The sequence below is a fragment of the Thermoleptolyngbya sp. C42_A2020_037 genome (genome assembly GCF_015272455.1).
Taxonomy (GTDB): Bacteria; Cyanobacteriota; Cyanobacteriia; order Elainellales; family Elainellaceae; genus Thermoleptolyngbya.
In genome coordinates, this window is the sequence record NZ_JACYLP010000057.1 from 199,140 (window position 1) to 222,325 (window position 23,186).

The window sequence follows — 23,186 nt, forward strand, 5'->3', positions numbered from 1 at the left end:
AATCAACTAACGTATCTCCCAAAGACTCGTCCAAATTACGCATTCCAAATTACTCAAACGAGTCAAACAACTGCTCCTCGAGCTGCGGGCGGATTGCCTGAAACTCTTCTGGAGAGAGCAATTCAGGTTCGCCGCTGGCGTTAAGGCGGGCAAAAAACATGAGCGGATCGAGGGGCGTACAAACGTCGTATTCCTGCTCTTGGTGATAGAAGGAGGTGAGCCGCTGAAACTGTTCGGAATCCACCAGACCACCTTCTTCCCCTACGTCAATCGTGATTACGTCTTCTTCTGAAACATCAGGTAGGTCGCCCACTGCCGTCAGTGTATAGGCGGTGCGCTTGAGGGTCAGATCTTGTTCTGCTAGCACAGCCCGGGCGGTTTCAAAAATCTCTTCAATCTGCGTATCTGCCAGGTCAACGAGTGTTTCTGCGTCTTCGTCTTCGTCCTCTTCCCAAGCAAAGATTTCAATCGGCGAATCGACTGGCAGCAGCAGCAGGTAGGCTTGTCCGTCTACTTCGACCGAATGCTCCACATAACAAACGAGCGATCGCCCAGCTTCGTCCGTCAGGCTGACGGTAGGCAATTCCTCTTCCAGGTCGTCCTGGTTTGTGTCAAAGTCATCATTACTTTTCCCGACCTTTGCCATGCCAATATCCTTAAAAAAACTTCGCCAGCAAGAGTTCACAAGCGCATTGCTACTGAAAACTTTACCGCATCGCTGCGCCGCAATTGATGAAAAGGTGGATTCTAGTGGACTCTTCGGCGGATGGAAAACAGAAGCAGCTTTGGATTTTGGGTTTTGGATTTTGGGTTTTAGATTTGTAGACACTTGAAGCTGGCAAGGGGGCTAGGGCTGCGTGGGCGATCGCCCGTCTAGCCACTGTTGCAAGATAAGGGCGGCGGCTTTGCGGTCGATCAGCGCCTTGTTTTGGGAGGGCGATCGCCCCTCCGCGTGAATTAGCTCTTCCGCCGCAACAGAAGTCAGCCGTTCATCCACATACTCCACTGGCAGATTCAGCGCCACTCCCAGCCGCTCGGCAAATCGCTGCACCTGCCGCGCCTGTGCCCCCACTTCGCCATCCAGCTTGTAGGGCATTCCCACCACCAGCACCGTTGCCCGCCGCGCCTCGACCAGCGTCCGCAGCCGCGCCACATCTTCGGCAAAGGATCGCCGCTCGATCGTCTCTAGACCCGTGGCAATCAGCCCCGTGCCGTCGCAGCCCGCTACGCCGATGCGCTTCCTACCCACATCCAGCCCCAGCGCCGAGATCCGCGTCATGCCGTAGAAGTTAGTTGAGATCAGTTAGTTGAGATCGGTTGGAATCTTCAGTTGGAATCTTTAGACAGCCCCGGTGGCTTGGTGTCGGGCTTGCCGTTGCCGTTGCCCGATTCCAGCGAGAAGCGGCTGGGCACTGGCTTTCGCACAGGCTGGAGATTTTGCAGCACGTCGGTTAGTTGCAGCCCCTCTAGCGGCTTGGCTTCCCGCAGCTTGTGCCACACCGAGCGCGACATCATCAGCGTGTGGTGGGTTTGCTCTGCACCCAGTTGTTGCAAAAAGTCTTCCCGCTCCGGCTGATAGTCGGCCGAATCGACCATGAGCACCTGCTCCGGATAGCCCCGCACCACCTGCGCCATCTGGCAAAATAGCTCTGGATAGAGCCAGGTGTAGGCCGGGTGAACCGTTAGCTTGGCTTCGTGGGGGTGGCTGCCGTCTTTACAAAGTTGCAGCCGAAAATAGCCGATCGCTGCTTTGCGCTGTGGCTCGAACACGTAGCCGCTAACCACCTGCACCGGAGTGAGCCAACTCCCCACCCCGTCTGTGACGCTGCCCAGCAGGCCGGTCTTGAAGTCGGTGATGTGGCGATCGAACACTTGACGGACATGGGGCGGCATCGAGGCTGTGTCCAGTTGGCACAGTAACCCCGCGTCGGCGTTGCCCACAGGCAACAGGTTAGGCAAATCGGGCTGTCGCTCTGCTAGAGCTTGCCACAGCTCGGGGGCGATCGCCCAGTAGGTCATCTGCGCCAGCGGTTGAAAGCCTGTTTTGCGGCATAACCCAATCACTGAGTTGTCGTTGACATCCACTTCAATCAGCCAGGTACGGGCTTCCCAAATGGCTTGCAGGCAGTAGCGCAGGAGTTGGGAACCCACGTCCATCAGCGAGGTTTGTCTGAATTCGCCGGGGGAATATTGCCCAACCGCAATTTGCTCAATCCGCCAAGTGCTGCGTGTGCGGTTGAACGGCGAAACCTGAATGACCCCGCGCACCTGATCGTCTTGCTCAGCCACGTAGGTTGAAAGCAGATGTTGCAGGGGATTGGGGAATAAACTTAACCCTTTGAGTAGCCCGTACCAGCGTCGGAGTTGCTGCACTCGCTGCGTTACCTCTAGACGGTTGCTCTCGGTGTCCGTTTCTAGTGCATCCAGCATCAACCGCTCCACGACTTCCAGGTCGCGACGAAGCAGCGGTCGAATTTGCAACTCAGGAGTTTCCGCAGGAGATGAGGCCATCAGGGTTTGAATAATTGCACTGACTCTATGCTACATCCGAATCACGGGTTAGGGGAGGGTTTGCGGTGACAGGGGATTGGGGCAGTGGGACGATGGGGGAGTTCGCCCGAACACTCAAATTAATACTCAATGAATACTCAAACTGGGCGAATACTCAAACTGGGCGATCTTGCACAAACCCTGCGGGGAGAACGATTAGCGTGTTCCCCTGGCGACCGACGACGTGAACCGTCTGCCCAACGGCGATCGCCACGTCCGAAACCTGGCTGCGGGCTGACCAGATCGTGCCTTCATAGGTCACCTCCCCAACCCCGCCGCGTGGAATCGTCACAGAGACCCGGGCCTCGCTCGGAGCCGCCAGAGCTTTGGACGATTGGGGCACTAGCCCGCGCATAACGATCGCCAGCGCCACTGACAAAATGCCCCACAGCATCATCTGAAGCCCCACGCTGGGCAGGCTGAGGGCGGCGATTGAGGTAATAATGGCCGCAATGCCCAGCGCTGTGATGGTTGGCTCAAACACCAGCAAATTCAAAAACAGGCAACACATTCCTCCCACCAGCCAAAGCAGGTAGGCAGGCTGATTGAAGACGGACTGCATCATGGTAGAAAGCTCCCGCGCATGGAAGACGGCAGACCGGGAAAGGAGGAGGATTTGGGAGCAGGCCAGCCGCTATGTTTCAAGACTACATGCTGGCGATCGCCAATTACAGGCAGCCCCAGCGAAAGGCTTCAATGTGCGATCTCAGTCTGGGCGATCGCGGGGAGAGCGGGGTTCAGCAGACTGCCAGGAATCAGCAGTCGCTCAAGTCCGTGAGCAGAAGGAAGTTCTGACTCGCTTGACTAGATTCGCTTGACTAGACTCGCTTGACTAGAATAGACGGTATTGCTGTATCGGGTTGGATCATAATTCTATGGCACACAACCTGCTAAACGACGACGCAATCGTGACGGAACTGGACATCAGCCATCTGGTTACCGAGGACGACACACCAGTGGACAATTTTCAATCCGAAAAACAGCAACGACTCCTGGTGGAACCGCTGTATAGCTCCTGGTCGCCCGGAATCCCGTTTATTGCTGCTGCCAATGTGGGGGGGCTTCTATGCGCTCAAACAAGACCCGATTGTTCCCGATGCGATGTTGAGTTTAGGGTTGGAAATGCCAACGGACTGGAGTCAGAAGCAAAACTGCTCCTACTTTGTCTGGGAGTTTGGCAAAGTGCCGGACGTGTGCATTGAAATTGTCTCCAACCGAGAAGGAGATGAATTAGCGCTGAGCCGTAAATCTCAGCAGAAGGGCAAAACCCTGAGTAAGAAGGATCTCTATGCCCGCATCGGGGTGCCCTACTACGTCGTGTTTGATCCACTGGAACAGCTTCAGGCTCCAGAAGAGATGGATGGATCGCTGCTGCGAACCTGGGCGTTGAGGGAGGGGCGATATCACCTCTTGCAGCCGCCTGTCTGGTTAGAGGCGGTGGGGTTGGGGTTGACGCTCTGGGAGGGCGAATTTGAAGGGATAAGCGGACAGTGGCTACGCTGGTGCGATGCTCAAGGGCAGGTGATTTGGACTGGAGCAGAAGGACAAAACGCCGAACGCCAGCGGGCAGAAGCCGAACGCCAGCGGGCAGAAGCCGAACGCCAGCGGGCAGAAGCCGAACGTCAGCGGGCAGATAGACTGGCGGAGCGACTGCGGGCTATGGGCGTTGACCCAGATGAGGTTTGACCGATCGAAGCCCTCTTCCTGGAAGAGCCACGGGGTGGGGCGTGGGATTTGAGCGATCGCCCGCCCAAGATTTCAGTCCCACCTTTCACACCGGGCTTGACTCTCCAGCAAACTGGAGAATCTAGAGTGGAATCACGTCCTTGATCTCAACTTCTTGATCTCAACTTGTAGACTTTAATCCACATTGACCGATGAACCTCAAAAAAGCGAACGTCAAAGCAAACGTCCAAAAAGTCCTCCTCGCGGTTGTTTTTGCTGGAAGTCTGGGCTTAGCTGCCTGTAGCCACGACTCTGGCCACCAGAACAGCCAGTCCACCGCCCCAGCAACGATGGGTCACAATATGGACGGCATGGATCACAGCAGCATGAGCTTGGGGCCCAAGGATGAATCCTTTGACCTGCGGTTTATCGACGGCATGATCCCTCATCACGAAGGCGCGGTGCTAATGGCGCAAGAAGCGCTGGAAAAGTCCAGTCGTCCTGAAATTCGCACCCTCGCCGAAGCCATCCTCCGCGCCCAGGAACAGGAAATCAGCCAGCTTCAGGCCTGGCGCAAGGCGTGGTATCCCAACGCAGGCGATCAGCCCGTGATGTGGCACGACAGCATGAACCACATGATGCCCATGACCCCAGAAATGCGCGACGCAATGAGGATGGCGGGCGATCTGGGCGCGGCGGATGACCAGTTCGATCTGCGGTTTATCGAGGCGATGATTCCGCATCACGAAGGGGCACTGGTGATGGCGCAGGAGGCGCTGGAAAAGAGCGATCGCCCTGAACTCCGCCAGATGGCAGAAGAAATCTACGCTTCCCAAAAGCAGGAAATCGAGCAAATGCAGGCCTGGCGCAAAGCCTGGTACGGGAGATAGCGTCCCCATTGCCCGTCCTCACGTCCCGCTCTCTGAAGTCTCAAAACATCAAGACAAGCAACCGCCTGAGAAAATTGCTCAGTCAGCAGGTTGCCTGTCCTGATTCGTCACCGTTGGCACGTATGTATTAAGTGAGGGACGCTGCCTTCGTTTGGAGTCTTTTGGCGCAGGCCAGCTTGGACAATGCGGCAATGATGCAGGCAGGCGACCCGATTGCTGTTTCTCTTCTCACCCCCTCCCTGAGACTCATGGCTAAGGCGCTTTCCCATGTTGCGGTTTACACGCTAGCGGCGCTGGCCGCCCAAGATGCACCCCAGACGGCAATCGCCCAATCGCTGCGAATCGACGCGCCGCCGATGCTGGTTGGGCTGGACGCATCCCAAGACTTATTGCAGGCGATGGTCTCCGTCTACGCCACGATTGCCCCGCCAGAGGTTGCGGCGATGGGCCTGGAAGAATGGGCAGACTCGGCAGGAGCAGTGATGGCGTTATCCGTCGCGCCAGTGGAATTTGCTGATCCTCTAGCAGTTTGCGAAGCGATCCGTGCGGGAATCGCCCCGCCAGAAACCCTCGACCGGGCGATCGCGCCCCTAGCGCCCCTAGCGCCCCAGGCTCTTCCGCGATGGCAACCGCCATCTGCGCCCTGTCTGGCGGAAGCGATCCGTGCGGGAATCGCCCCGCCAGAACCCCTGTTTGAGGAACCCATCGGGTTAGAAGCATCCATGCCCTTGTTTGATCCGTGGATCGACGCGGAAGAACTGAGCCTGCTGGATGCCGAATGGTGGCAACTCCAGCACCAGAATGACCTTTGGGATCTGCTGGCGGATCTGCCTGCGGATGGGCCGACCGGCTATTGGGGATAACGCATATCCGACGCTTTTAGCCAATCGTCAGTTGCAGCCAGGACATTCGTAGGCAAACTCTTGCCGATGAATCGGCTTGCAAGATTCGGCATCCCAATCGAATCGCTCAATCTTATGGCTCACTTATGGCTCAATCGGGTTGCAAAATCTTAAGTCATGCTGAACACAAAGATGAGTTTTGGAACGGTCTGAAGCGCACCAAACGCTTCAGCAAGACCATGCTTTGGGCTGTGAAATTTGCAGGGCGATCGCCCAAATCACGCCGACAGGGCCAGCCCTGCCGGAATTTTGCCGTTTCGACGAGAAAGTTAGAGATCACCGCAAAATAAGCATTTCAAACTTTTTTTGACTGTCTCCCTCCGTACTATTTCAGCGCAAAAGCCGTAGTATGCTATTGCTTTGAGTTTTGGCGCTCCGAGCATCAAACTGTATAACCTACACAGGAGCTTGTCCACCTGTGGCATCGCAAAGCTGAAACTTGTGTTTCTTAGAGTTCTTCGAGACTTTAGAGAAGAGCATTCTTTTCAGCAGTTGGTGTTAGCGTTACCCCCCATTGGGCTAGATCGTTAAACCCAACTCAAGCTGCCCTAGTGGTTTCAGTCAGATATCTGCGAGACGATTGAGGTTCTTGTCATGATCTGGCGCGATCAGAAAACCTGAGGAATTCAAACGGCATGGATTGCAGTACGTTCATATTAGAATTATCCCCACCCTTGCTGGGACAACTCAACCTCGACTTTGGCAAAATTGTGCCCAACATTCCCTACATCCTAGGGGGCATTCAGGTCACACTTTTATTCACGCTTTTATCGGCTCTGTTTGGCTTTGCGCTAGCCATTGTCCTTTCTTTTTTCAAGGTTTCCACGTTTAAGCCGCTGCGCTGGTTTGCCGATGTTTATACTTCGATCTTTCGCGGCACGCCGCTGATTTTGCAGTTAGCTTTAATCTACTTCGCAACGCCGCAGCTGACGGGGTATCCGATTTCGGGTCTACAGGCCGGCGTGATTACCTTTGCGCTAAATTCGGCCGCCTACAGTTCGGAAACCATTCGGGGCGGCATTTTGGCCGTGGACAAGGGGCAGCGAGAAGCAGCACAAACCCTGGGCGTGGGCTATCCCATGATGATGAAAGACATCATCTTGCCTCAGGCGTTTAAGAATATTTTGCCTGCGCTGGTAAACGACAGTATTGCGCTTTTGAAGGACTCGGCGCTGGTGTCTACGGTGGGGGCGTTGGACGTGATGCGGCGAGCGCAGATAGTGGCCGCAGAAAAGTTTATCTACTTTGAGCCATTGCTATTGGCGGGTGTTATTTACTATGTTTTGGTGATGGGGCTGACACTGTTTGCACGACGATTTGAACGGAGGATGCGGAGAAGTGATTAGAGTTGAGTTTTTGACAAAATCCTTTGGCAAGCTGGATGTGTTGAAAGACATTTCCACTGAGATTAAAGATGGCGAAGTAGTGGCCGTCATTGGCCCCTCTGGTTCTGGAAAATCGACTTTTTTAAGATGCTTGAATTTGCTAGAAACGCCAACTCGCGGCCGCATTTACATCAACAATGTCGAGGTCACTGATCCAAAATGTGACATTCAAAAAGTGCGGCAGAATGTGGGCATGGTGTTTCAGCATTTCAATCTGTTTCCCCACATGACGGTGCTGGAAAACCTCACCTACGCGCCACGCAAGGTGAAGGGCGTATCCAAAGCACAGGCAGAGGAGAAAGGAATGGAATTGCTGGAGCGCGTGGGGCTAGCAGAAAAGGCTGGCGTTTATCCCTCCCGGCTATCCGGTGGACAAAAGCAGCGAGTGGCGATCGTGCGGGCGCTGGCGATGGAGCCGGAGTATATGCTGTTTGACGAGCCGACCTCGGCGCTTGACCCAGAAATGGTGAAAGAAGTGCTAGATGTGATGAAATCTCTGGCGCAGACGGGCATCACGATGGCGATTGTCACCCACGAAATGGGCTTTGCGCGGGACGTGGCGGATCGGGTGCTGTTTTTGGAAGGTGGCAAGATTGCAGAAGACGCGCCACCGGACGTGTTTTTCTCTACGCCCAAGAGCGCCCGGGCGCAGCAGTTTTTGGAGAAGGTGCTGTAGCGCTTTTGCTGTGCATTTTGACCTGTGGGTGACGCGCACTGGCTGCGGCGCTGGCGACGAAATCGTCCAAAACCAGAAAGCTTGTTGTAAGTGCGTAAGTCCGTTGCAATTAAACGGTCAGGAAGTTGAGGTGGTCGCCTGCCTGCGATCGCACGTCCTTCATCGTCCCAGCGATCCGCAGGCGACCCTCTTCCAGAAACACGACCCAATCCGCCAGCGCAATGACGTTGGGGCGATGGCTGATCAGGATCGTCGTCTTGCCCCGACGCTGCCATAGCAGTTTGTCCAATAGCTCAGATTCGCTGACCGGATCGAGACCGCTGGTGGATTCGTCGAGAATCAGGATCGGCGGGTCGGCGAGCAGGGCGCGGGCGATCGCCAACCGCTGGCGCTGGCCGCCGGAGAGGGTAGAGCCAAATTCGCCCAGAATGGTCTGATATCCATCTGGTAGCCTTTGAATAAAGTCGTCTGCGCCCGTCATCTGGCAGACAGTCTGAATGTCTGCTTGGGGGATATGGGGCTGAGTCAGGCGAAAGTTTTCCACAATCGAGCGGCTCCAGAAAAATGAATCCTGGGGCACGAGGATAACCTGCCGTCGCACGCAGGCAAGGGACAGATCCTTGAGCGCATGATCGCCAATGCGAACCGTGCCCGACTGGGGTGAGTGCAGTCCGGCGATGACCTTGGCGAGGGTGCTTTTGCCACAGCCCGTGCGACCAATCAGGGCGATCGCCTGTCCACCGGGCATTGTCAGCGAAAAGTCCTTTAGCAACTCGACTCGACCCGGATAGAAGAAGCTCACCCCGTCGCAGGCGATCGCCGCATCGTCGGCCAGCGTCTTCCAGGGTTTGTCCAGGCGATCGGCTTCGGGCGTGGCGGCGATCACCTCATGCAGACGGGCGTTGGCGGTCTGCACTCGCGCCGCGTCGTCTACATAGTTCACCAGCAAGTCCACCAGCGCCACTACGTTGCGGTTTAGCGTGGTAAACGCCAGCAATTGCCCCACTGATAAGTCCTGGCTGAACACCAGCAGTCCACCGATGCCCAGCAGCAGCGCATTGCCCAAGTCCGACACCAGCGCGCTGAAGTTGCTGTTGATGATGCCGATTTGCATGGTTTCCAGCAGCAGCGCCGCCAGTCTGCGAAATCGCTGCTGAAACTCTTCCCAAAAGGGCGATCGCGCATCCAGCACCTTCAGCGTCAGCGCCCCCTTGAAAGTTTCCACCAGCACACCCTGGTTTTCGGTTTCCAGCACCATTGCCGCCCGCGTTTTTTGCCGCAGCACAGGCTGAAACCAAACAGTGGAGAGGGTCATGGCGATCGCCACCAGCACCGCCACCAGCGTCAGCCGCCAGCTATAAAACAGCATCAGCCCAAAGGACACCGCCGCCACCAGCACCGTACTCGGCAAGCTCACCACCGCATCCGACACCAGGCGGTTAATTTCCTCGATGTCGCGCAGTCGGCTGACCACCTCGCCACTGCGCCGCGTTTCATAGTAGGTCAGCGGCAGCCGCAACACCTGCTGCCCAAACTCCAGCACAAAGCCCAACTCTAACCGCTGGGCAAACCGCGCAATCAGCAAATCCGCTGCCAGCGATAGCCCGCTACGAAACACATACAGCAGCATTACCGCTGCCACGATGCCCAAGAGCACCTGCCGCTGGGCGGGCAAGGCTCCCGTTTCCTCAGCAGGCAGCAGTACCTCGTCCGTCAAAATTTGTAGAAACACAGGCGATGCCAGCGACAGCAGCCCAATCAGGCTGGCGCAAATCACCGCTTGCAGCAGCACCCAGCGATAGGGGCGAATTCGCTGCCAGAGTTGGGCGATCGTTACGGTCGGGTCGTCGGGCTGGCTAAAAAAGCGCTCTGGATCAGGTTCCAGCAGCAGGATCACGCCGTTCGCCCAACCCTCTAGCAGTTCCACTCGCGACAAAAAGCGCAAACCGACTGCTGGATCGGCAATCACAAGGTGATCGGAGGGACGCTCAAAGGGGCGATTCCCGTAGGGATTGCTTCGCGAATCGCCCTTCTGTCCATACAGCACCACCCAGTGATTCCCCTGCCAATGCAAAATCGCGGGCAGCGGCATCCGATCGAGCGCATCCAGCACTTCGGCTGACGCGACCACCGACTGGGCACGAAACCCCAGCGACTCCGCGCCTCGCCGCAGCCCTAGCATCGTCGTGCCCAATTGCCCCGTGCCGATGGCTTCGCGAATGCGGGTAAAAGACACCGTGCGTCCGTAGTGTTTGGCAATCGAGGCTAGACAGGCCACGCCGCAGTCTTCGCGGCTGTGCTGGAGAATGAGCGGGTAGCGAGGCATGGAGGGGAAGGGGGAAGAGGGAAGAAAGAAGAACGAAGAGGGAAGAAAGAAGAACGAAGAGGGAATTGGGGAGGGCTGCGGTTAGATCCTTCTGAGTTTCTGCGCTGACAAACTACTGCGCTGAAAATAAGGGTACTTCTGAACTGGCTCGGTTCTCCCCTTTGTTTAAGGGGGGCGAGGGGGATCAGGCTCAGACACTTCAGGTGGGTAAGTTCTGTCAGAGATTGTTCCGCAATGCTACCGCAGGGTGGGTTTGGGGGTCAGTCCCTCTTTAGGAGGACTGTCCCTCTTTGGGCAGACTAAGGACTTGGAGCAATCAGGGTTGCTTGACCTAAATGCGATCCAAGTTGGTCTGGACGGTGCTGCGGAGCTTTTCGGTTAACTGCTCGACGGTCTGCGTTCGGTCTTGGGTATAGTCGTCCAGGTGTTGCGTCAGGTTTACGGGTTCGCCGACGCGGAGAATGACCGTGCGATCGCCCTTGGGGGGCGGCTGGTCGATGCCAAACACAGCCCGCTCTAGCCGAGTGAGCGTGTCCAGAAAGCGCTCTGGCGTGGGGTTGGCGGCCACATAGCCATCGGAAATGGCATTGAAATTGAGCAACTGGGCGGCGGCGCGGGCGATCGCCTCTTGGGTTCGCAGATCGAGGGTTTCTGCCTGGGCCTCTAGGCTGCGCTGGATGCGATAGACCCGCTCCCGCAGCGGTTCGTGGAGATTCGGCGCAATCTTCAGCGTGTATTCGCAATAGTTCAAAATGTGGTCTTTGACCTGCTGAATGCGGTCGTCGCGCGATCGCCGCACGGTTTCTGCAATCGGCAGCCCATAGTCGCGCTCGAACCCCAGCAATACTTGCTCGCCAATTACCAGCAGTCGCTCATACCAGTCGGTGCTGCTGGGAAACACCCACAGCGCTTTTTCTAACTGCTTTAGGGTTTGTTCAATCACCGGAGCCATATCGCCCTGATAGCGATACTTCAGCGCAATCGGCACAGCGTACAAATCCTCCAGCGCTTCGACGGGGTTTCCCTGCTTCACCTGCCGCTGCATCGCCTGCATCGCTAGTTGCACTGCGCCTGTGCGAAACGGCATCACCGTGTCATTTTGAAAAGAAAAGCCGCCCTCCGGAAACACCACCAGCCGACAGCGAGGCTGAGAGAGTAACTCCATCGTTTTTGCAATGCTGGGGCGATCGCCCAATCCCCGCCGCAGCGAATACGCCCCCATCCGCTGAAGAAACCAGCCTGTCGCGCCGCCAAACCGCTCGTGCGCCGCCAGATAGTGAAACGCCTGTCCCCACCGCGCCGACAGCAGAAACAGCGCAATCCAGTCATAGTGGGTGGGGTGGTTGGGCAGCAGCAGCAGGCGATGGGGCTGGAGCGTGCGGAGCGTCTCCAGGCAACTCGGCTGCACCTCCAGTTGCATTTTGTGGTAATAGCGAGCTACGAGCGGCGACGCACGCTGAACCGCCCACACCAGCGGCGGCGACAGCTTAGGCGGATAAAAGTCCGGCATAGCGGAGCAGGCAGGGGCTGAATAGAGGCCTGGGTCGAGGCGTTAGGAATCGGTGAATGAATCAGGAAAAGGGAAATTCGGGGTGAGTCGCTAGGACGGTGGGAAAAACAGAATCGGGTGCCAGCTTCGGCGCAGCAGATCGCCCGTAAAGCTGGGAACCGACAGTTCTACCAATCGCCCGATGCTTTTGGACGACGTGGCGATCGCCGTAATGTCAATATCAATCGCCGTTTCCAGCGCCTGCGTCACCGCATTGCCATGCGCCACCACCGTATCCGTTTTCACGCCTAGCGCCTCTAGCTCTCGCTTTGCCGCTTCCAAATTCTTCGCTGCCTCTTCGCGCTTTGCATCCCGCAGCACAGAGCTACGAGCCACATCTTCAATAGACGTAAACAGCAAGGCTTTCTCTAAGGTTCCGGGGGGGCGATCGGCTGCCAGTTGCTTAACCTGGCGGAGCATTGCCTGTCCGGCTTCGCTGCCGTCATAGGGCAAGAGCAAGTAGCGGAACAGATGCCGGGCCCGCAGGTCTAGCTCCTCTTCGGTGTAAGCCGAAATCAACTGGGGACGCAGAATCAAGAGTGCCGTCGTTCCTTGCTGACAGAGAGAAACTGGCGTGCTGCCAAACAGCTTTTCCTTCAGCAGCCCATCTCCCGCAGTCCCAATAAAGACGATATCGCTTTGATATTTCTTACGGGCTGAAAGGATATGCTCGACGGGCTTACCCCAGGCCACCTCAACTTGCACGTCAACCCCAGCAGGCACATCGCCCAGCAGCCTTGCAAAACGCTCTCGCGCCTCCACAAACGGCTTGTCAGATTCACGAGGGATTTGCCCCTCCAGAACGGGAACCGTGTGTAAAAACGTAATCTGCTGTAGCCCGGATGCCGAGAGGCTGGGGACGAAGCGGGCAAAGCGATAGAGACCGTCTTTAAAGTCGGTGCAAATCAAAGCACGCTTGAACATACGCGATGAGGGGGCGCTATTAACTGCATGGTGAGAATTGCCTAGCGAGTTACGGCTGCAAATTGGCGCGGCGAAACCCTACCCAACCCTACCATCTCAACGCGAAAAACTCGAACCCTTTTCCCCTTGAAACTACTCTATCGAAACGTTAAATAGGCATCAGGGCTGTTATTTGGCGGGTGAAACCAGGATAGAACGCTACTAGGCTGTAGAATCTTGGTCAACTACTCAGCAAAGTCATGAAAGGATTGGCACAGGGTAACTGTCGGTGCGCCGCTCAAACGCGCAACCTGAAACGATTGACAGGAGCCAAGGCCGAGAAAAAGTATGGAGTGCAATGCTTAGAGAATTTGCAACGATCTAGTGCTAGTCAGCAGAAACCGGAGAAGGCAATCAGGCTTTTGAAATGACTTGAGATCGAGCGGACGCCCCAGCATCCCCAGCTCCTTTCCCAACAGGACAGGAATCGAGCAAGAGAGGGAGGTCGCCGACTGCGACTCTAGCGGACTAGAACTGCGCCCCGCCTTCGATGCCCCACTGGTGCTTTAGCAAGCTCTTGTAGGTGGCATCCTTCAGCATCATCTGCTCGTAGAGCTTGACCAGGAAGTGCTGGGCCTGTTCTCGGCTCATGTTTTCGACCTGGGTTTCAAAAGACCGCAGGCTGAACTGCTGTTCTAGAGAGAGTTCAATTCGTTCGTTCATTGGAATTCTCCTTGACTGAGGTAAACAACGTCAGAAGTCGAACATGGTTGGATTCGAGCTTCCTTGGGAAGCTAGCTGGATAGGTTCCTCGTAGGGTTCCCTAAAACAGGCTCCATGCTTCCACCTTTCTATTAAAAAAGATAACAATCGTTTGACAAAATGCACAGTCCCCCCGTGGGTGAGTCTTTGAAATCTTAGGCAAGATCTGTGGACAGATTCTTGGTTGAGGTTTCCTTGAGCTTGCCCCTTAGGGCTTGTGCAAAGTGCTGGGCGATCGTCATCCTCCGGTTGAGGGATCATTCCTGGCGGCCGAAGTGCAACCAGGTTGGAGTTACTTTTAGCAAGTGAAGAAATGTAAAAAAGTTCGGATTGAACATCCTGAGGACTTGACAAAAATCACATCGTTCTGAACTTCTTATAAAGATTCATCAGTATGGCTTTGGTGGAATACGCAAAAAAAGCTTAAAGAAAGCCTGAATAGGGTTTTGGGGCAATTATGAGAGCGTTTGTAACACTGGGGCGATGCGATCAGTGAGATAAGACACAAAAAATGGCGATCGCCCTGGGGATAGAGGCGATCGCCATTTATGTAATCTGCCAAATAGGAAAACGTTGATCAGAGGTCGGTTGGATCTGTCGGAACCAGCAGCCGGAACTAGCCGCGCAAATCCTATGAATCCTTTTACCTGGCCCCGATCCAGCCTGTACGCTACTGAGACTTAGCCCTACTCAGACTTAGCCCTACCTAGACTTAGCCCCACTCAGACTTAGCCAATGTAGTCGGCTTCCGCTTCGAGCTGACGCACCAGTGTCTCGTCGCCCTTGGCGCGAGCCGCTTCCAGACGACGCTGAATATTTTGGCGCAGGTTGTCGTGGTGCATCTGAGCAACCTGTTCGCGAGAAACCCGATTTTTTCTGTTAAGTCCCAACATTTGCAATTCTGATGAAGGTAATAGAGAAACACTTTCCTCAGAATAGCATCGCCCACAGCAAATGGTAGCTTTTGCTACAAAAATTAGGAATTCATGGGCGCTGGTGGGCGATCGCCCTAAAACTCAATTCCCGGCTGTGCCTTCACGCCCTGCTCCCGAAACGGATGCTTCACCAGCGTCATCTCTGTCACCAAATCCGCCCGGTCGATCAGCGCCTGCGGTGCGCCGCGCCCGGTGAGGATGACATGAGACTCCTCTGGCTTTTGCGTTAGTCCGGCCAGTACGCTATCCACTGCCAGATAGCCCAGCTTTAGCGCAACGTTGACCTCATCAAGCAACACCAGCTTGACATCGGGATCTTGAATATAGGTCAAGGCAGTCTCCCAGGCTTCGTGCGCTTTTTGAATGTCGCGATCGCGGTCTTGGGTTTCCCAGGTAAAGCCTTCGCCCATTGCGTGAAAGACCAACTGCGGCGGCTCGCCTGTCGTCCAGGGTTGCAGCACGGTCTTTTCAGCAGGTTCCCATGCGCCCTTGATGAACTGCACAATGGCGACCCGGTGACCATGGCCGAGCGATCGCAGCACCATGCCCAGGGCCGCAGTCGTCTTGCCCTTGCCATTGCCCGTGTGGACGATGATCAGGCCTTTTGTGAGCGATCGCTCTGCTAGCCGCTGTTCCTGAACCTCTTTCCGGCGCTGCATCTTGCGACGATACTGCTCATCCGTGAGTCCGGGCGCGATCGCCTCCTGATCAAGCTGCTCGGCTTCCTGGTCAGCTTGGGGCGTGAGGGCAAGGTTTTCGGTCATCACCATAGAACCTGAAACGAGAACCTCCCCATGCTATAGCAGAGGTCGCAGGATAGTCACAGGTGGGTCACAGGCTGGAAATTAGCGGATTGTAACAAAGTCGCTGTCAGGCATTGATAATTCTACACGCCAGCTTTAACCAGTTCTTAGCCTGACAGTAATCGCTGCTTTAACTCCTGGTGATGTACTTAACATTGGCATGATTCTGAACCTTTCGGCACTGAGAGAACTTCCCCATGAGTCAAGACCCCCAATCCAAATCTCCCCTGCGCGTTTCTCGCCGCTCGTTTCTAGGCTGGAGCGCTGCTGGGTTTGGTAGTGCAATTCTGGCATCCTGCACCCAATCGACGACCACTCCGACGGCTTCTCCGGCAGCCAGCCCTGCGGGTGCTTCTCCGGCAGCCAGCCCTGCGACCAGTGGATTGCCGCTGACAGCCGCCGAAGCAGGTGGACTAGAAGCCATCATCGAGCGGGCCAAGGCCGAAGGTGAGCTTTCGGTCATCGCCCTGCCTGATGACTGGGCGAACTACAAGGAGATGAAGTCTAGCTTTTTGCAAAAGTATCCCTTCATCAAGCTAAATGACCTGAACCCAGATGCAAGCTCTGCCGACGAAATCGAAGCAATCAAGGCCAATAAGGGCAACAGCGGGCCCCAGAACCCCGATGTGATCGACGTGGCCTTTAAGTTTGGCGAAGAGGCAAAGCGAGAAGGACTCCTCCAGCCCTACAAGGTAGCAACCTGGGACACCATTCCAGCGGCGCTGAAAGACCCTGAAGGATTCTGGTTTGCCGATTATTACGGGGTGATGTCCTTTGAGGTGAATGCCGACGTGGTGAAGACGCTGCCAGAGGACTGGAGCGACCTGCTGAAACCGGAATATCGGGGGCAGGTGGCGCTAGCGGGCGATCCGCGCAAGTCGGGTCAAGCCATTAACGCCGTGTGGGCAGCCGCGCTGGGCAACGGGGGTTCCCTGGAAGATCCAGGCCCGGGTCTGGAGTATTTCAAAAAAATGAATGCCGCGGGCAACTTCCTGCCCGTCATCGCCAAGCCCGCCACAATTGCTAAGGGTGAAACCCCGATCGCTCTGCGGTGGGACTACAACGCGCTGGCCAACCGCGACGCAACGGGCGGCAACCCCAAGATTGAGGTGATTTTGCCAAAAACGGGTCTGTTGGCGGGTGTTTACGCCCAGGCCATCAACGCCTTCGCACCGCGTCCCTATGCGGCTCGTCTGTGGATGGAGCATCTCTATTCCGACGAAGGGCAGTTGATCTGGCTGAAGGGCTACTCGCGTCCGGTGCGCTTTGACGACCTGAACGCGCGCAACGTGATTCCGGCTGACCTGAAGGCGAAACTGCCCGATGCCGCAATTTATGAAAAGGCGGCATTCCCCACAGCAGCGCAAATCACCCCCGCCAACGACAAAATTACCAAGGAGTGGGACAGCGTGGTTGGCGCTGACGTGAAGTAAGGTTCTGCTGCTATCTGGCTGGCGGTCTGATCAGGCTGTTCAATCGAACTACCTTGTCAGACCGTCTGGTCAGACTGTTTGATCGGATGGCGGCTTTTGTGGCATAAATCAGCATGACGCTTGTTCAACCGCTGGAATCAGTTCAATCGGCTGCGAAGGGCGATCGCCGCTGGGACTGGCTCGGTCTAGTCCCGTTTTTTGCATTCGCCTTTGCCTTTTTGATCCTGCCGGCTCTGTCGATCGCCATTCGCAGCTTTCAGGACAATGCAGGACAGTTTACGCTGCAAAACATTCTAGACTTGCGCCAGCCAAGCATTATGTCCGCGTATGCCGTCAGCATTCGCCTCAGCATTGTGACGGCGCTGATTGGCGGCTTGCTGGGGGCGCTGATGGCCTATGCGGTGACGGCGGGTGGCTTGCCCGAAAAAGTGCGATCGCCCCTAGTCACCTTTTCTGGTGTAGCATCCAACTTTGCAGGGGTTCCCCTGGCCTTTGCCTTCATCGCAACGCTGGGGCGACTTGGCCTAGTGACTGGCTGGCTGAAAAATCTTGGGCTAGATCTCTACGCCCAGGGCTTCAACCTCTACACGTTTTGGGGATTGATGTTCACCTATCTGTATTTCCAGATTCCGCTGACGGTGCTGATCCTGGTGCCAGCCTTCGACGGGCTGCGGCGGGAGTGGCGCGAGGCAGCGGAAAACTTGGGCGCGAGTTCCTGGGACTATTGGCGGCAGGTGGCGCTGCCGATTCTCATGCCGTCGCTGCTGGGCACAATGATTCTGCTGTTTGGCAATGCCTTTGGGGCCCACGCCACGGCCTACGCACTCACAGGCGGACAGATTAACCTGGTCACCATCCTAATCGACGCGCAGATCCGGGGCGACGCGCTGCAAAATCCGGGTCTAGGCAATGCTCTGGCGCTGGGCATGGTGTTTATCATGGCTGTGTCGATCGCCCTCTATTCCTGGCTCCAGCGGCGCACGTCGAGGTGGGTGCGATGAGGAGCGTGGAATGATGGATTCGACCAAGCGGGGCAATTCCTGGGCGTGGCTATGGATGGTGATCGGCACCCTATATTTTGCCATCCCGCTGCTCGCCACCATTGACTTTTCGCTGCGGGCACAAAGAGACACCCTTAGCCTCGCCGCCTACAGCAATATATTCAACGACCCCAAGTTTTTTGAAAGCTTTACCTTTTCAGCGCTGACGGCGCTGGCAGCGATCGCCCTCAGTTGGCTGCTGATCGTTCCCACGGCCTACTGGGTGCAGCTCCGGCTGCCCCGGATGCGCCCAGTGATGGAGCTAATCACGCTGCTGCCTTTTGTCGTTCCCGCCGTGGTGCTGGTCTTTGGTCTAATCCGCACCTACAGCACCACGCTGCTCAACACGCGCACGGGCGGCTGGATCTTGCTCACCGTCGCCTACGTCGTCCTCTCTTTTCCCTATATGTATCGCGCCGTAGACACTGGGATGCGCGCCATCAACGTGCAGACCCTTACTGAAGCCGCCCAGAGTCTCGGCGCAAGCTGGCCCGCCGTCATCCTGCGCGTCATCTTCCCTAACCTGCGCGTCGCCCTGCTGAACGGAGCCTTTATCACCTTCGCCATCGTCATGGGCGAATTCACCATCGCCGCCCTGTTGGCTCAGCCCGCCTTTGGCCCCTACATGAACCTGCTCGCCAGCAGCAAAGTCTACGAACCCTCTGCCCTCGCCGTCGTTAGCTTTGCCCTCACCTGGGGCGCAATCGGCATCGTGCAACTGCTGGGCCGCAGCAGCAGCGGCCAGTTGGGCGGGCCACGGTAAGTTGTAACGGAACCTTTGGAAACGCGCAATCCTCCCTCTTCCCTCTTCATTCTTCCCTTTTCCCATGCACCTCTCCCTCAACCAACTTTCCAAATCCTACGGTGGCAAGACTTTGGCAGTTCGCGGAGTCGATTTGCAAGTCCAGTCAGGCGAGTTTGTCTCGCTGCTGGGGCCGTCGGGCTGCGGCAAGACAACGATTTTGCGGATGATTGCGGGGTTTGAGAAGCCCACCAGCGGCACCATTTTGCTAAACGGGCAAGACATCACGCGAACTCCGGCGAGTCGGCGAGACATGGGCATGGTGTTTCAGTCTTACAGTCTGTTTCCCCACATGACGGCGGCGCAGAATGTCGCCTTTGGGCTGGGTCTGCGGAAAATGAACCGGGGAGAGCAGCAGCGGCGCGTGGAGGAAATGCTGGAACTGGTGGGACTGAGCAGTATGGGCGATCGCTTTCCGCATCAGCTTTCGGGCGGGCAGCAGCAGCGGGTCGCCCTAGCACGGGCGCTAGCGATTTCACCGCAGGTGTTGCTGCTCGACGAACCCCTGTCGGCGCTGGATGCCAAGGTGCGCGTGCAGCTCCGCAACGAGATTCGCCGGATTCAGCAGCAGTTGGGCATCACCACGCTGTTTGTCACCCATGACCAGGAAGAGGCGCTGTGTGTGAGCGATCGCGTCGTGGTCATGTCCCAAGGAAAAATTGAGCAACTAGGCACGCCAGAGGAGATTTACCTCACCCCCAGCACTGCGTTTACCGCCTCCTTCATTGGCGCAATGAACCAGATCCCCGGCTTTTGGGTAGACGGCAAAGTCCGCATCGACACCCACCCCAACACCAGCCTGCCCGACGAGTTTTTGCAGACGCAGCCGACAAACCTACCCGATGGCAGCCGCGTGGTGGTGCTGGTGCGTCCAGAGAGCATCACCGCCCAGCCGCCAGAGCAAACCGCCCCGCCCAATACCAATCTGCTGAGCGGGTTGATTACAGGTCGAACCTTCCTTGGCTCAACGGTGCGACTGTCGGTGCTGGTGGGCGAGTTTTATTTGAATGTGGATGTGCCGACAGGTCAGGCAGAAGCGTTTGCCGCTGGGCAACTGGTGCAGTTGAGCTTCCCGCCAGATCAGTGCCGCGTGCTAACGATCGAAGAAGCGCCTAAGCCTATCCAGCGTTCAGCGACTTTGAATGTTGAAGATCCGGTGCGCGATTAAAAACAGCATCGAGCAGCCGACCGGGTTCCTGTTTCGCTGGGCGAATAAGTCGCTGGGCGCGCAGAGGGCCAAAGCGTGTGCGCGGTTCACCAGGCCGAGAAAGCTGGAATCGTGAGAGTCAACGCTGAGGGTGGCAAATGATGGGAAGCTTCTGAAAGGCTTCAGCGTTGAAAGGTTTAACAGAGATTTAACATTAAGTCCACAGTTCGTTACATTAGGGGATGGTTTAGAGTTATTCTGGTACGCGAATTCTATGCGTTGAGCCAGGGGCTTTAGTTTATGAGTGAACGTTCGCAACCCGCCTCGTCGGAGGAAGCGCCTGCTGGTGTTGTCGATACTCCCAATCCTGCACAGGCTGCGCCATCGGAGCCGCCGCCCAGCTATGTGAAACTGGCCATGCGGAACATGGTTCGCAAGCGGGGCACGTCGCTCAAGCATTTTGCTTTGACCACTGTGGGACTGTTGGGGCTGTTGGTGGGGCTGGCCTACCTAACGCGGTGAAGGGACGATGATTCCAGAATTTCCGGGTCGAGCCGATATCCCAGAAGCCTCCGGAGTGGGGCGTTTGGCTGCTGAAGTATGGACTGGAGTCCCTGAAGCCCAGCCTGTTCAGGAAACCTCACAGGAAACCTCACAGGAAATCTCAGTTGAGGTGGACGTGCAAGAGGAGGGGGCGATCGCCTCTCCCATTTCGCAGGACACCTGGATCACCTGGTTCCAAACCTGGCTTACGGCACTCGCGCCCGATCTCTCTCCCATTGGCGCGTATGAGCTGAGTCTGCGGCTGACCACCGATGTCGAGATTCACAGGCTCAATGCTCAATACCGCCAGGTCGATCGCCCAACAGATGTGCTGTCGTTTTCCGCAACGGAGTCTGGCGTGACGCTGCCTGCCGGACTGCTTGCCGAAGAACCCTTTCCTCTAGGCGACATCATCATCTCGATGGATACCGCCGCTGCCCAGGCCCAACAGCGCAACCACACGCTGACCGAAGAACTAGCTTGGCTGGCGACCCACGGACTGCTGCACCTGCTGGGATGGGATCATCCCGACGAGGCTCACCTCCAAAAAATGTTGCAGCAACAAGTTAATCTGCTACAAACTGTTGCGCTGGAGGTTCAGTATGATTGACCAGGGAGTCACATCTTTACAGCCGTGTCCATTGCCATTTGGAACTGGGCATTCTGATGATTGATAAAGCGAGACGCTGAAATTACCAGAGAGGCTATGGTCAGCTATCGAGTCTCTGCTTTTACCTGAACTCTGTTCTGAATACCAGTTTGAGTTTTTATGTGAGTTCTTAAGCGATTGGCTACTGGTCAAGCCTAAATGTCCTTTCGATACGCATCTCAATTGCAATGATTCCTATGCCCCAGTCACTCCCTACTGAGAATTATCAAGCGGTTCCACCACCGCCTCCGATTCCCTTTCCCAGCAAGCCCAATCGGGAGTTGTCCTGGAAGGTTGCATCCAGCCTGTTTGTTAGCTTTCGATACGCCTGGGCGGGGCTGACCTATGCCTTTTTTACGCAGCGAAATTTTCGGATTCATCTCTTGGTGGGCACGATTGCCATTGGTCTGAGCCTCTGGCTCCAACTGAGCCGGGTCGAAATTGCGATTATCGGTCTTACGAGCGGACTGGTGCTGACGATGGAACTGCTGAACACCGCGTTAGAGTCCGTCGTTGATCTCACCGTCAAGCAGACGTATCACGAACTCGCCAAAACCGCCAAAGACTGCGCCGCTGGGGCCGTGCTGATTTCGGCGATCGCCGCCCTGCTGGTAGCGGGTTCTCTGCTGCTGCCCCCGCTGCTGGCGGTGCTAGGGCTAGTCTAACTCCACACGATCCCCACTTTCCAACCCTTCATTCCTCATGATCCTGGTCATCGACAACTACGACAGCTTTACTTATAACCTGGTGCAATATCTAGGGGAACTGGGGGAAGAACTGCCCGTCGCGACCGATATCCGGGTCTATCGCAACGACGAGATTACGGTCGAAGAAATTCGGCAATTGCAGCCAGACGGCATTGTAATCTCGCCCGGCCCAGGACGGCCGGAGGATGCAGGCATCTCGCCGCAGGTGATTGCAGAACTGGGTCCAGAATTGCCGCTGCTGGGCGTGTGCCTGGGGCATCAGGGGATTGGGCAGGTGTTTGGCGGTCGGGTGACTTCGGCGGCGGAGCTAATGCACGGCAAAACATCCGCCATCGAGCATACGGGCGTGGGCGTGTTTGAGGGCATCCCCAGCCCCATGACGGCGACGCGCTACCACAGCCTGGTGGTGGATCGGGAAACCTGCCCCGACGTGCTAGAAATTACCGCCTGGATAGAAGACGGCACGATTATGGGCGTGCGCCATCGAGAATTTCCGCACCTCCAGGGCGTGCAATTTCACCCCGAAAGCATTTTGACCGACCAGGGTAAGCAGCTATTGCGAAACTTCCTGCGGCAGATTCCGCCCCGTCCAGCGGCCGTGGGCTAGGCGCGTGCCGCCAAGCTGTTCTGCCTGTTTCGTCGCCATCCAATAGAGCCAGGCCTGGCCCAGCGCTTCCCGGTTCAGGTCATACACCGTTGCCAGCGATCGCTCGTATTCGTTTAACAGCGGCGAGCTGTCGGGATCATAGCCCTCCAGTTCATCCAGCGCCGCCAGCACGCCAAAATCCGCAAAGGACAGCACATAGCCATAAACGGGGTCTTCCCCAGGCGTGAGCGCCGGATACCCCATCGGCAAGTCATAGAGCGTGCCCAGGGCGATCGCCTCTACGCTGGCCACCACTTTGCCCTCACAGTAGCGCGGATAGAAATATTCGCCGGGTTTCAGCGTACCGTAGACAAAAACATGCAGCAGGTCGGGAGAAAGCATTTTGCAAGGATAGATGCAGGGTTTATCTAGGGTTTATCTTTAGTTTCCCGCGTTTTGCCTAGGCGGATTAGCCAGCCAGAACTTTTGCGTCAGAAGGGGTTCAAGCTCTGGGGGAAACGGACAATGGGCAGGCAGGGCAACATCAGGATAGTCGTCCTTCACCTGTCCAGCAGCATAGCGCCAGGACGCTTCAAAAATCTCGGCGAGATACCCCTTGAGGCTGGGCGAATCTTTGAGCAGTAGCTGGATTTCGCTGCGCTGTTCTTTGATCGGGTTTTCCCAACCCCGATAATCCTCTGGAGATTTAACATAAACCCGCCTCAGCAAATGACTCAACAGCACTCGCAGGCGGCTTTCTAGCTCGCGGCGATCGCGCTTGGCCAGGGCCTCAACCTCCTCAATCAAATGCGCCCAGTCCACAGTGCCAAACTCGCCTGCCCGCAGCTTAGCCACAGTTTCGTCTATCCAGAGGCAAAAATCTTGGTCATAGAGCGTAGCTTTCGCTGGAAACTCCGCCATACCCATCTCCCA

Annotated in this window: 26 protein-coding genes and 1 pseudogene; 15 read left to right on the forward strand and 12 right to left on the reverse strand. The window is 56.4% G+C overall.

All coding sequences use genetic code 11. The features are described 5' to 3' along the window. Positions 1-49: 49 nt before the first annotated feature. Positions 50-646 (reverse strand): DUF3727 domain-containing protein, encoded by a 597-nt coding sequence (locus IGS16_RS21720; protein WP_297089097.1) that lies wholly within the window; start codon positions 644-646, stop codon positions 50-52. On the opposite strand from IGS16_RS21720, the gene IGS16_RS21725 reads away from it, so the two are divergent. Continuing rightward, a complete protein-coding gene (locus IGS16_RS21725; RefSeq protein WP_297089099.1) occupies positions 645-833 on the forward strand; it encodes a hypothetical protein in 189 nt (62 codons plus the stop codon). The two genes, IGS16_RS21720 and IGS16_RS21725, sit on opposite strands and share 2 nt — an antisense overlap. A gap of 14 nt (positions 834-847) precedes the next feature. Here IGS16_RS21725 and ruvX read toward each other — a convergent pair whose 3' ends face one another. From ruvX to IGS16_RS21740, 3 genes are all read right to left on the reverse strand, one after another. Next, entirely contained in the window at positions 848-1,279 is a 432-nt protein-coding gene (gene ruvX / locus IGS16_RS21730; protein WP_297089101.1) for a Holliday junction resolvase RuvX, read from the reverse strand. 47 nt (positions 1,280-1,326) lie between these two features. After that, positions 1,327-2,511: a GNAT family N-acetyltransferase gene (locus IGS16_RS21735; RefSeq protein ID WP_297089103.1), complete on the reverse strand. Its 1,185-nt coding sequence runs from the start codon at positions 2,509-2,511 to the stop codon at positions 1,327-1,329. 154 nt (positions 2,512-2,665) lie between these two features. Then, positions 2,666-3,115: an NfeD family protein gene (locus tag IGS16_RS21740; RefSeq protein ID WP_297089105.1), complete on the reverse strand. Its 450-nt coding sequence runs from the start codon at positions 3,113-3,115 to the stop codon at positions 2,666-2,668. Positions 3,116-3,186: 71 nt separating this feature from the next. Here IGS16_RS21740 and IGS16_RS21745 point away from each other — a divergent pair, with 71 nt between their 5' ends. The 6 genes and pseudogenes from IGS16_RS21745 to IGS16_RS21770 all read left to right on the forward strand — a co-directional run bounded on the left by IGS16_RS21745 (position 3,187) and on the right by IGS16_RS21770 (position 8,068). Beyond that, positions 3,187-3,345 carry a hypothetical protein gene (locus tag IGS16_RS21745; protein WP_297089107.1) on the forward strand — a complete coding sequence of 53 codons (159 nt, stop codon included), beginning with the start codon at positions 3,187-3,189 and terminating at the stop codon, positions 3,343-3,345. An 80-nt stretch (positions 3,346-3,425) separates the two neighbouring features. Continuing rightward, a pseudogene (locus IGS16_RS21750) lies at positions 3,426-4,236 on the forward strand (Uma2 family endonuclease). Positions 4,237-4,427: 191 nt separating this feature from the next. Beyond that, a complete protein-coding gene (locus IGS16_RS21755) occupies positions 4,428-5,105 on the forward strand; it encodes a DUF305 domain-containing protein (RefSeq protein ID WP_297089111.1) in 678 nt (225 codons plus the stop codon). A gap of 248 nt (positions 5,106-5,353) precedes the next feature. Continuing rightward, positions 5,354-5,968, forward strand: coding sequence for a hypothetical protein (locus IGS16_RS21760; RefSeq protein WP_297089114.1), 615 nt, complete (start codon positions 5,354-5,356; stop codon positions 5,966-5,968). Positions 5,969-6,681: 713 nt separating this feature from the next. Then, positions 6,682-7,353, forward strand: coding sequence for an amino acid ABC transporter permease (locus tag IGS16_RS21765; RefSeq protein WP_297089116.1), 672 nt, complete (start codon positions 6,682-6,684; stop codon positions 7,351-7,353). Continuing rightward, positions 7,346-8,068 carry an amino acid ABC transporter ATP-binding protein gene (locus tag IGS16_RS21770; protein WP_367185852.1) on the forward strand — a complete coding sequence of 241 codons (723 nt, stop codon included), beginning with the start codon at positions 7,346-7,348 and terminating at the stop codon, positions 8,066-8,068. Before IGS16_RS21765 ends, IGS16_RS21770 begins: the two co-directional genes overlap by 8 nt. Positions 8,069-8,177: 109 nt before the next feature. On the opposite strand, the gene IGS16_RS21775 is transcribed toward IGS16_RS21770, so the two are convergent. From IGS16_RS21775 to cobO, 6 genes are all read right to left on the reverse strand, one after another. Continuing rightward, the gene (locus IGS16_RS21775; RefSeq protein ID WP_297089120.1) at positions 8,178-10,394 is read right to left on the reverse strand and encodes a peptidase domain-containing ABC transporter; all 2,217 of its coding nucleotides are present in this window, start codon (positions 10,392-10,394) and stop codon (positions 8,178-8,180) included. Positions 10,395-10,725: 331 nt separating this feature from the next. Further along, positions 10,726-11,904, reverse strand: coding sequence for a 1-acyl-sn-glycerol-3-phosphate acyltransferase (locus IGS16_RS21780; protein WP_297089123.1), 1,179 nt, complete (start codon positions 11,902-11,904; stop codon positions 10,726-10,728). A 90-nt stretch (positions 11,905-11,994) separates the two neighbouring features. Then, on the reverse strand, positions 11,995-12,867 hold the full coding sequence (locus IGS16_RS21785; protein WP_297089125.1) for a universal stress protein: 873 nt from the start codon (positions 12,865-12,867) through the stop codon (positions 11,995-11,997). A gap of 507 nt (positions 12,868-13,374) precedes the next feature. Continuing rightward, on the reverse strand, positions 13,375-13,569 hold the full coding sequence (locus IGS16_RS21790) for an NblA/ycf18 family protein (protein WP_068512792.1): 195 nt from the start codon (positions 13,567-13,569) through the stop codon (positions 13,375-13,377). Between the two features lie 767 nt (positions 13,570-14,336). Beyond that, positions 14,337-14,501, reverse strand: coding sequence for a hypothetical protein (locus IGS16_RS21795; RefSeq protein WP_297089127.1), 165 nt, complete (start codon positions 14,499-14,501; stop codon positions 14,337-14,339). 116 nt (positions 14,502-14,617) lie between these two features. Beyond that, a complete protein-coding gene (gene cobO, locus IGS16_RS21800; RefSeq protein WP_297089129.1) occupies positions 14,618-15,313 on the reverse strand; it encodes a cob(I)yrinic acid a,c-diamide adenosyltransferase in 696 nt (231 codons plus the stop codon). Between the two features lie 230 nt (positions 15,314-15,543). Here cobO and IGS16_RS21805 point away from each other — a divergent pair, with 230 nt between their 5' ends. The 8 genes from IGS16_RS21805 (at position 15,544) to IGS16_RS21840 (ending at position 22,274) form a co-directional block, all read left to right on the forward strand. Beyond that, positions 15,544-16,779, forward strand: coding sequence for an extracellular solute-binding protein (locus tag IGS16_RS21805; RefSeq protein ID WP_297089131.1), 1,236 nt, complete (start codon positions 15,544-15,546; stop codon positions 16,777-16,779). 113 nt (positions 16,780-16,892) lie between these two features. After that, complete coding sequence (locus IGS16_RS21810) at positions 16,893-17,780, forward strand: ABC transporter permease subunit (RefSeq protein ID WP_297089133.1); 888 nt, start codon at positions 16,893-16,895, stop codon at positions 17,778-17,780. Positions 17,781-17,790: 10 nt separating this feature from the next. Continuing rightward, complete coding sequence (locus IGS16_RS21815; RefSeq protein ID WP_297089135.1) at positions 17,791-18,582, forward strand: ABC transporter permease; 792 nt, start codon at positions 17,791-17,793, stop codon at positions 18,580-18,582. Between the two features lie 64 nt (positions 18,583-18,646). Beyond that, positions 18,647-19,789, forward strand: coding sequence for an ABC transporter ATP-binding protein (locus tag IGS16_RS21820; RefSeq protein WP_297089136.1), 1,143 nt, complete (start codon positions 18,647-18,649; stop codon positions 19,787-19,789). A 279-nt stretch (positions 19,790-20,068) separates the two neighbouring features. Continuing rightward, complete coding sequence (locus IGS16_RS21825; protein ID WP_297089139.1) at positions 20,069-20,290, forward strand: DUF3285 domain-containing protein; 222 nt, start codon at positions 20,069-20,071, stop codon at positions 20,288-20,290. Positions 20,291-20,297: 7 nt separating this feature from the next. Continuing rightward, positions 20,298-20,921, forward strand: coding sequence for an rRNA maturation RNase YbeY (ybeY, locus tag IGS16_RS21830; RefSeq protein ID WP_297089141.1), 624 nt, complete (start codon positions 20,298-20,300; stop codon positions 20,919-20,921). 236 nt (positions 20,922-21,157) lie between these two features. Then, a complete protein-coding gene (locus tag IGS16_RS21835; RefSeq protein ID WP_297089143.1) occupies positions 21,158-21,625 on the forward strand; it encodes a diacylglycerol kinase family protein in 468 nt (155 codons plus the stop codon). A 37-nt stretch (positions 21,626-21,662) separates the two neighbouring features. Next, a complete protein-coding gene (locus IGS16_RS21840) occupies positions 21,663-22,274 on the forward strand; it encodes an aminodeoxychorismate/anthranilate synthase component II (RefSeq protein ID WP_297089145.1) in 612 nt (203 codons plus the stop codon). On the opposite strand, the gene IGS16_RS21845 is transcribed toward IGS16_RS21840, so the two are convergent. Together IGS16_RS21845 and IGS16_RS21850 are read right to left on the reverse strand one after the other, a co-directional pair. Then, positions 22,221-22,655 (reverse strand): gamma-glutamylcyclotransferase, encoded by a 435-nt coding sequence (locus tag IGS16_RS21845; protein WP_297089147.1) that lies wholly within the window; start codon positions 22,653-22,655, stop codon positions 22,221-22,223. The two genes, IGS16_RS21840 and IGS16_RS21845, sit on opposite strands and share 54 nt — an antisense overlap. A gap of 39 nt (positions 22,656-22,694) precedes the next feature. Continuing rightward, positions 22,695-23,174 carry a DUF29 domain-containing protein gene (locus IGS16_RS21850; RefSeq protein ID WP_297089149.1) on the reverse strand — a complete coding sequence of 160 codons (480 nt, stop codon included), beginning with the start codon at positions 23,172-23,174 and terminating at the stop codon, positions 22,695-22,697. Positions 23,175-23,186 lie beyond the last annotated feature (12 nt).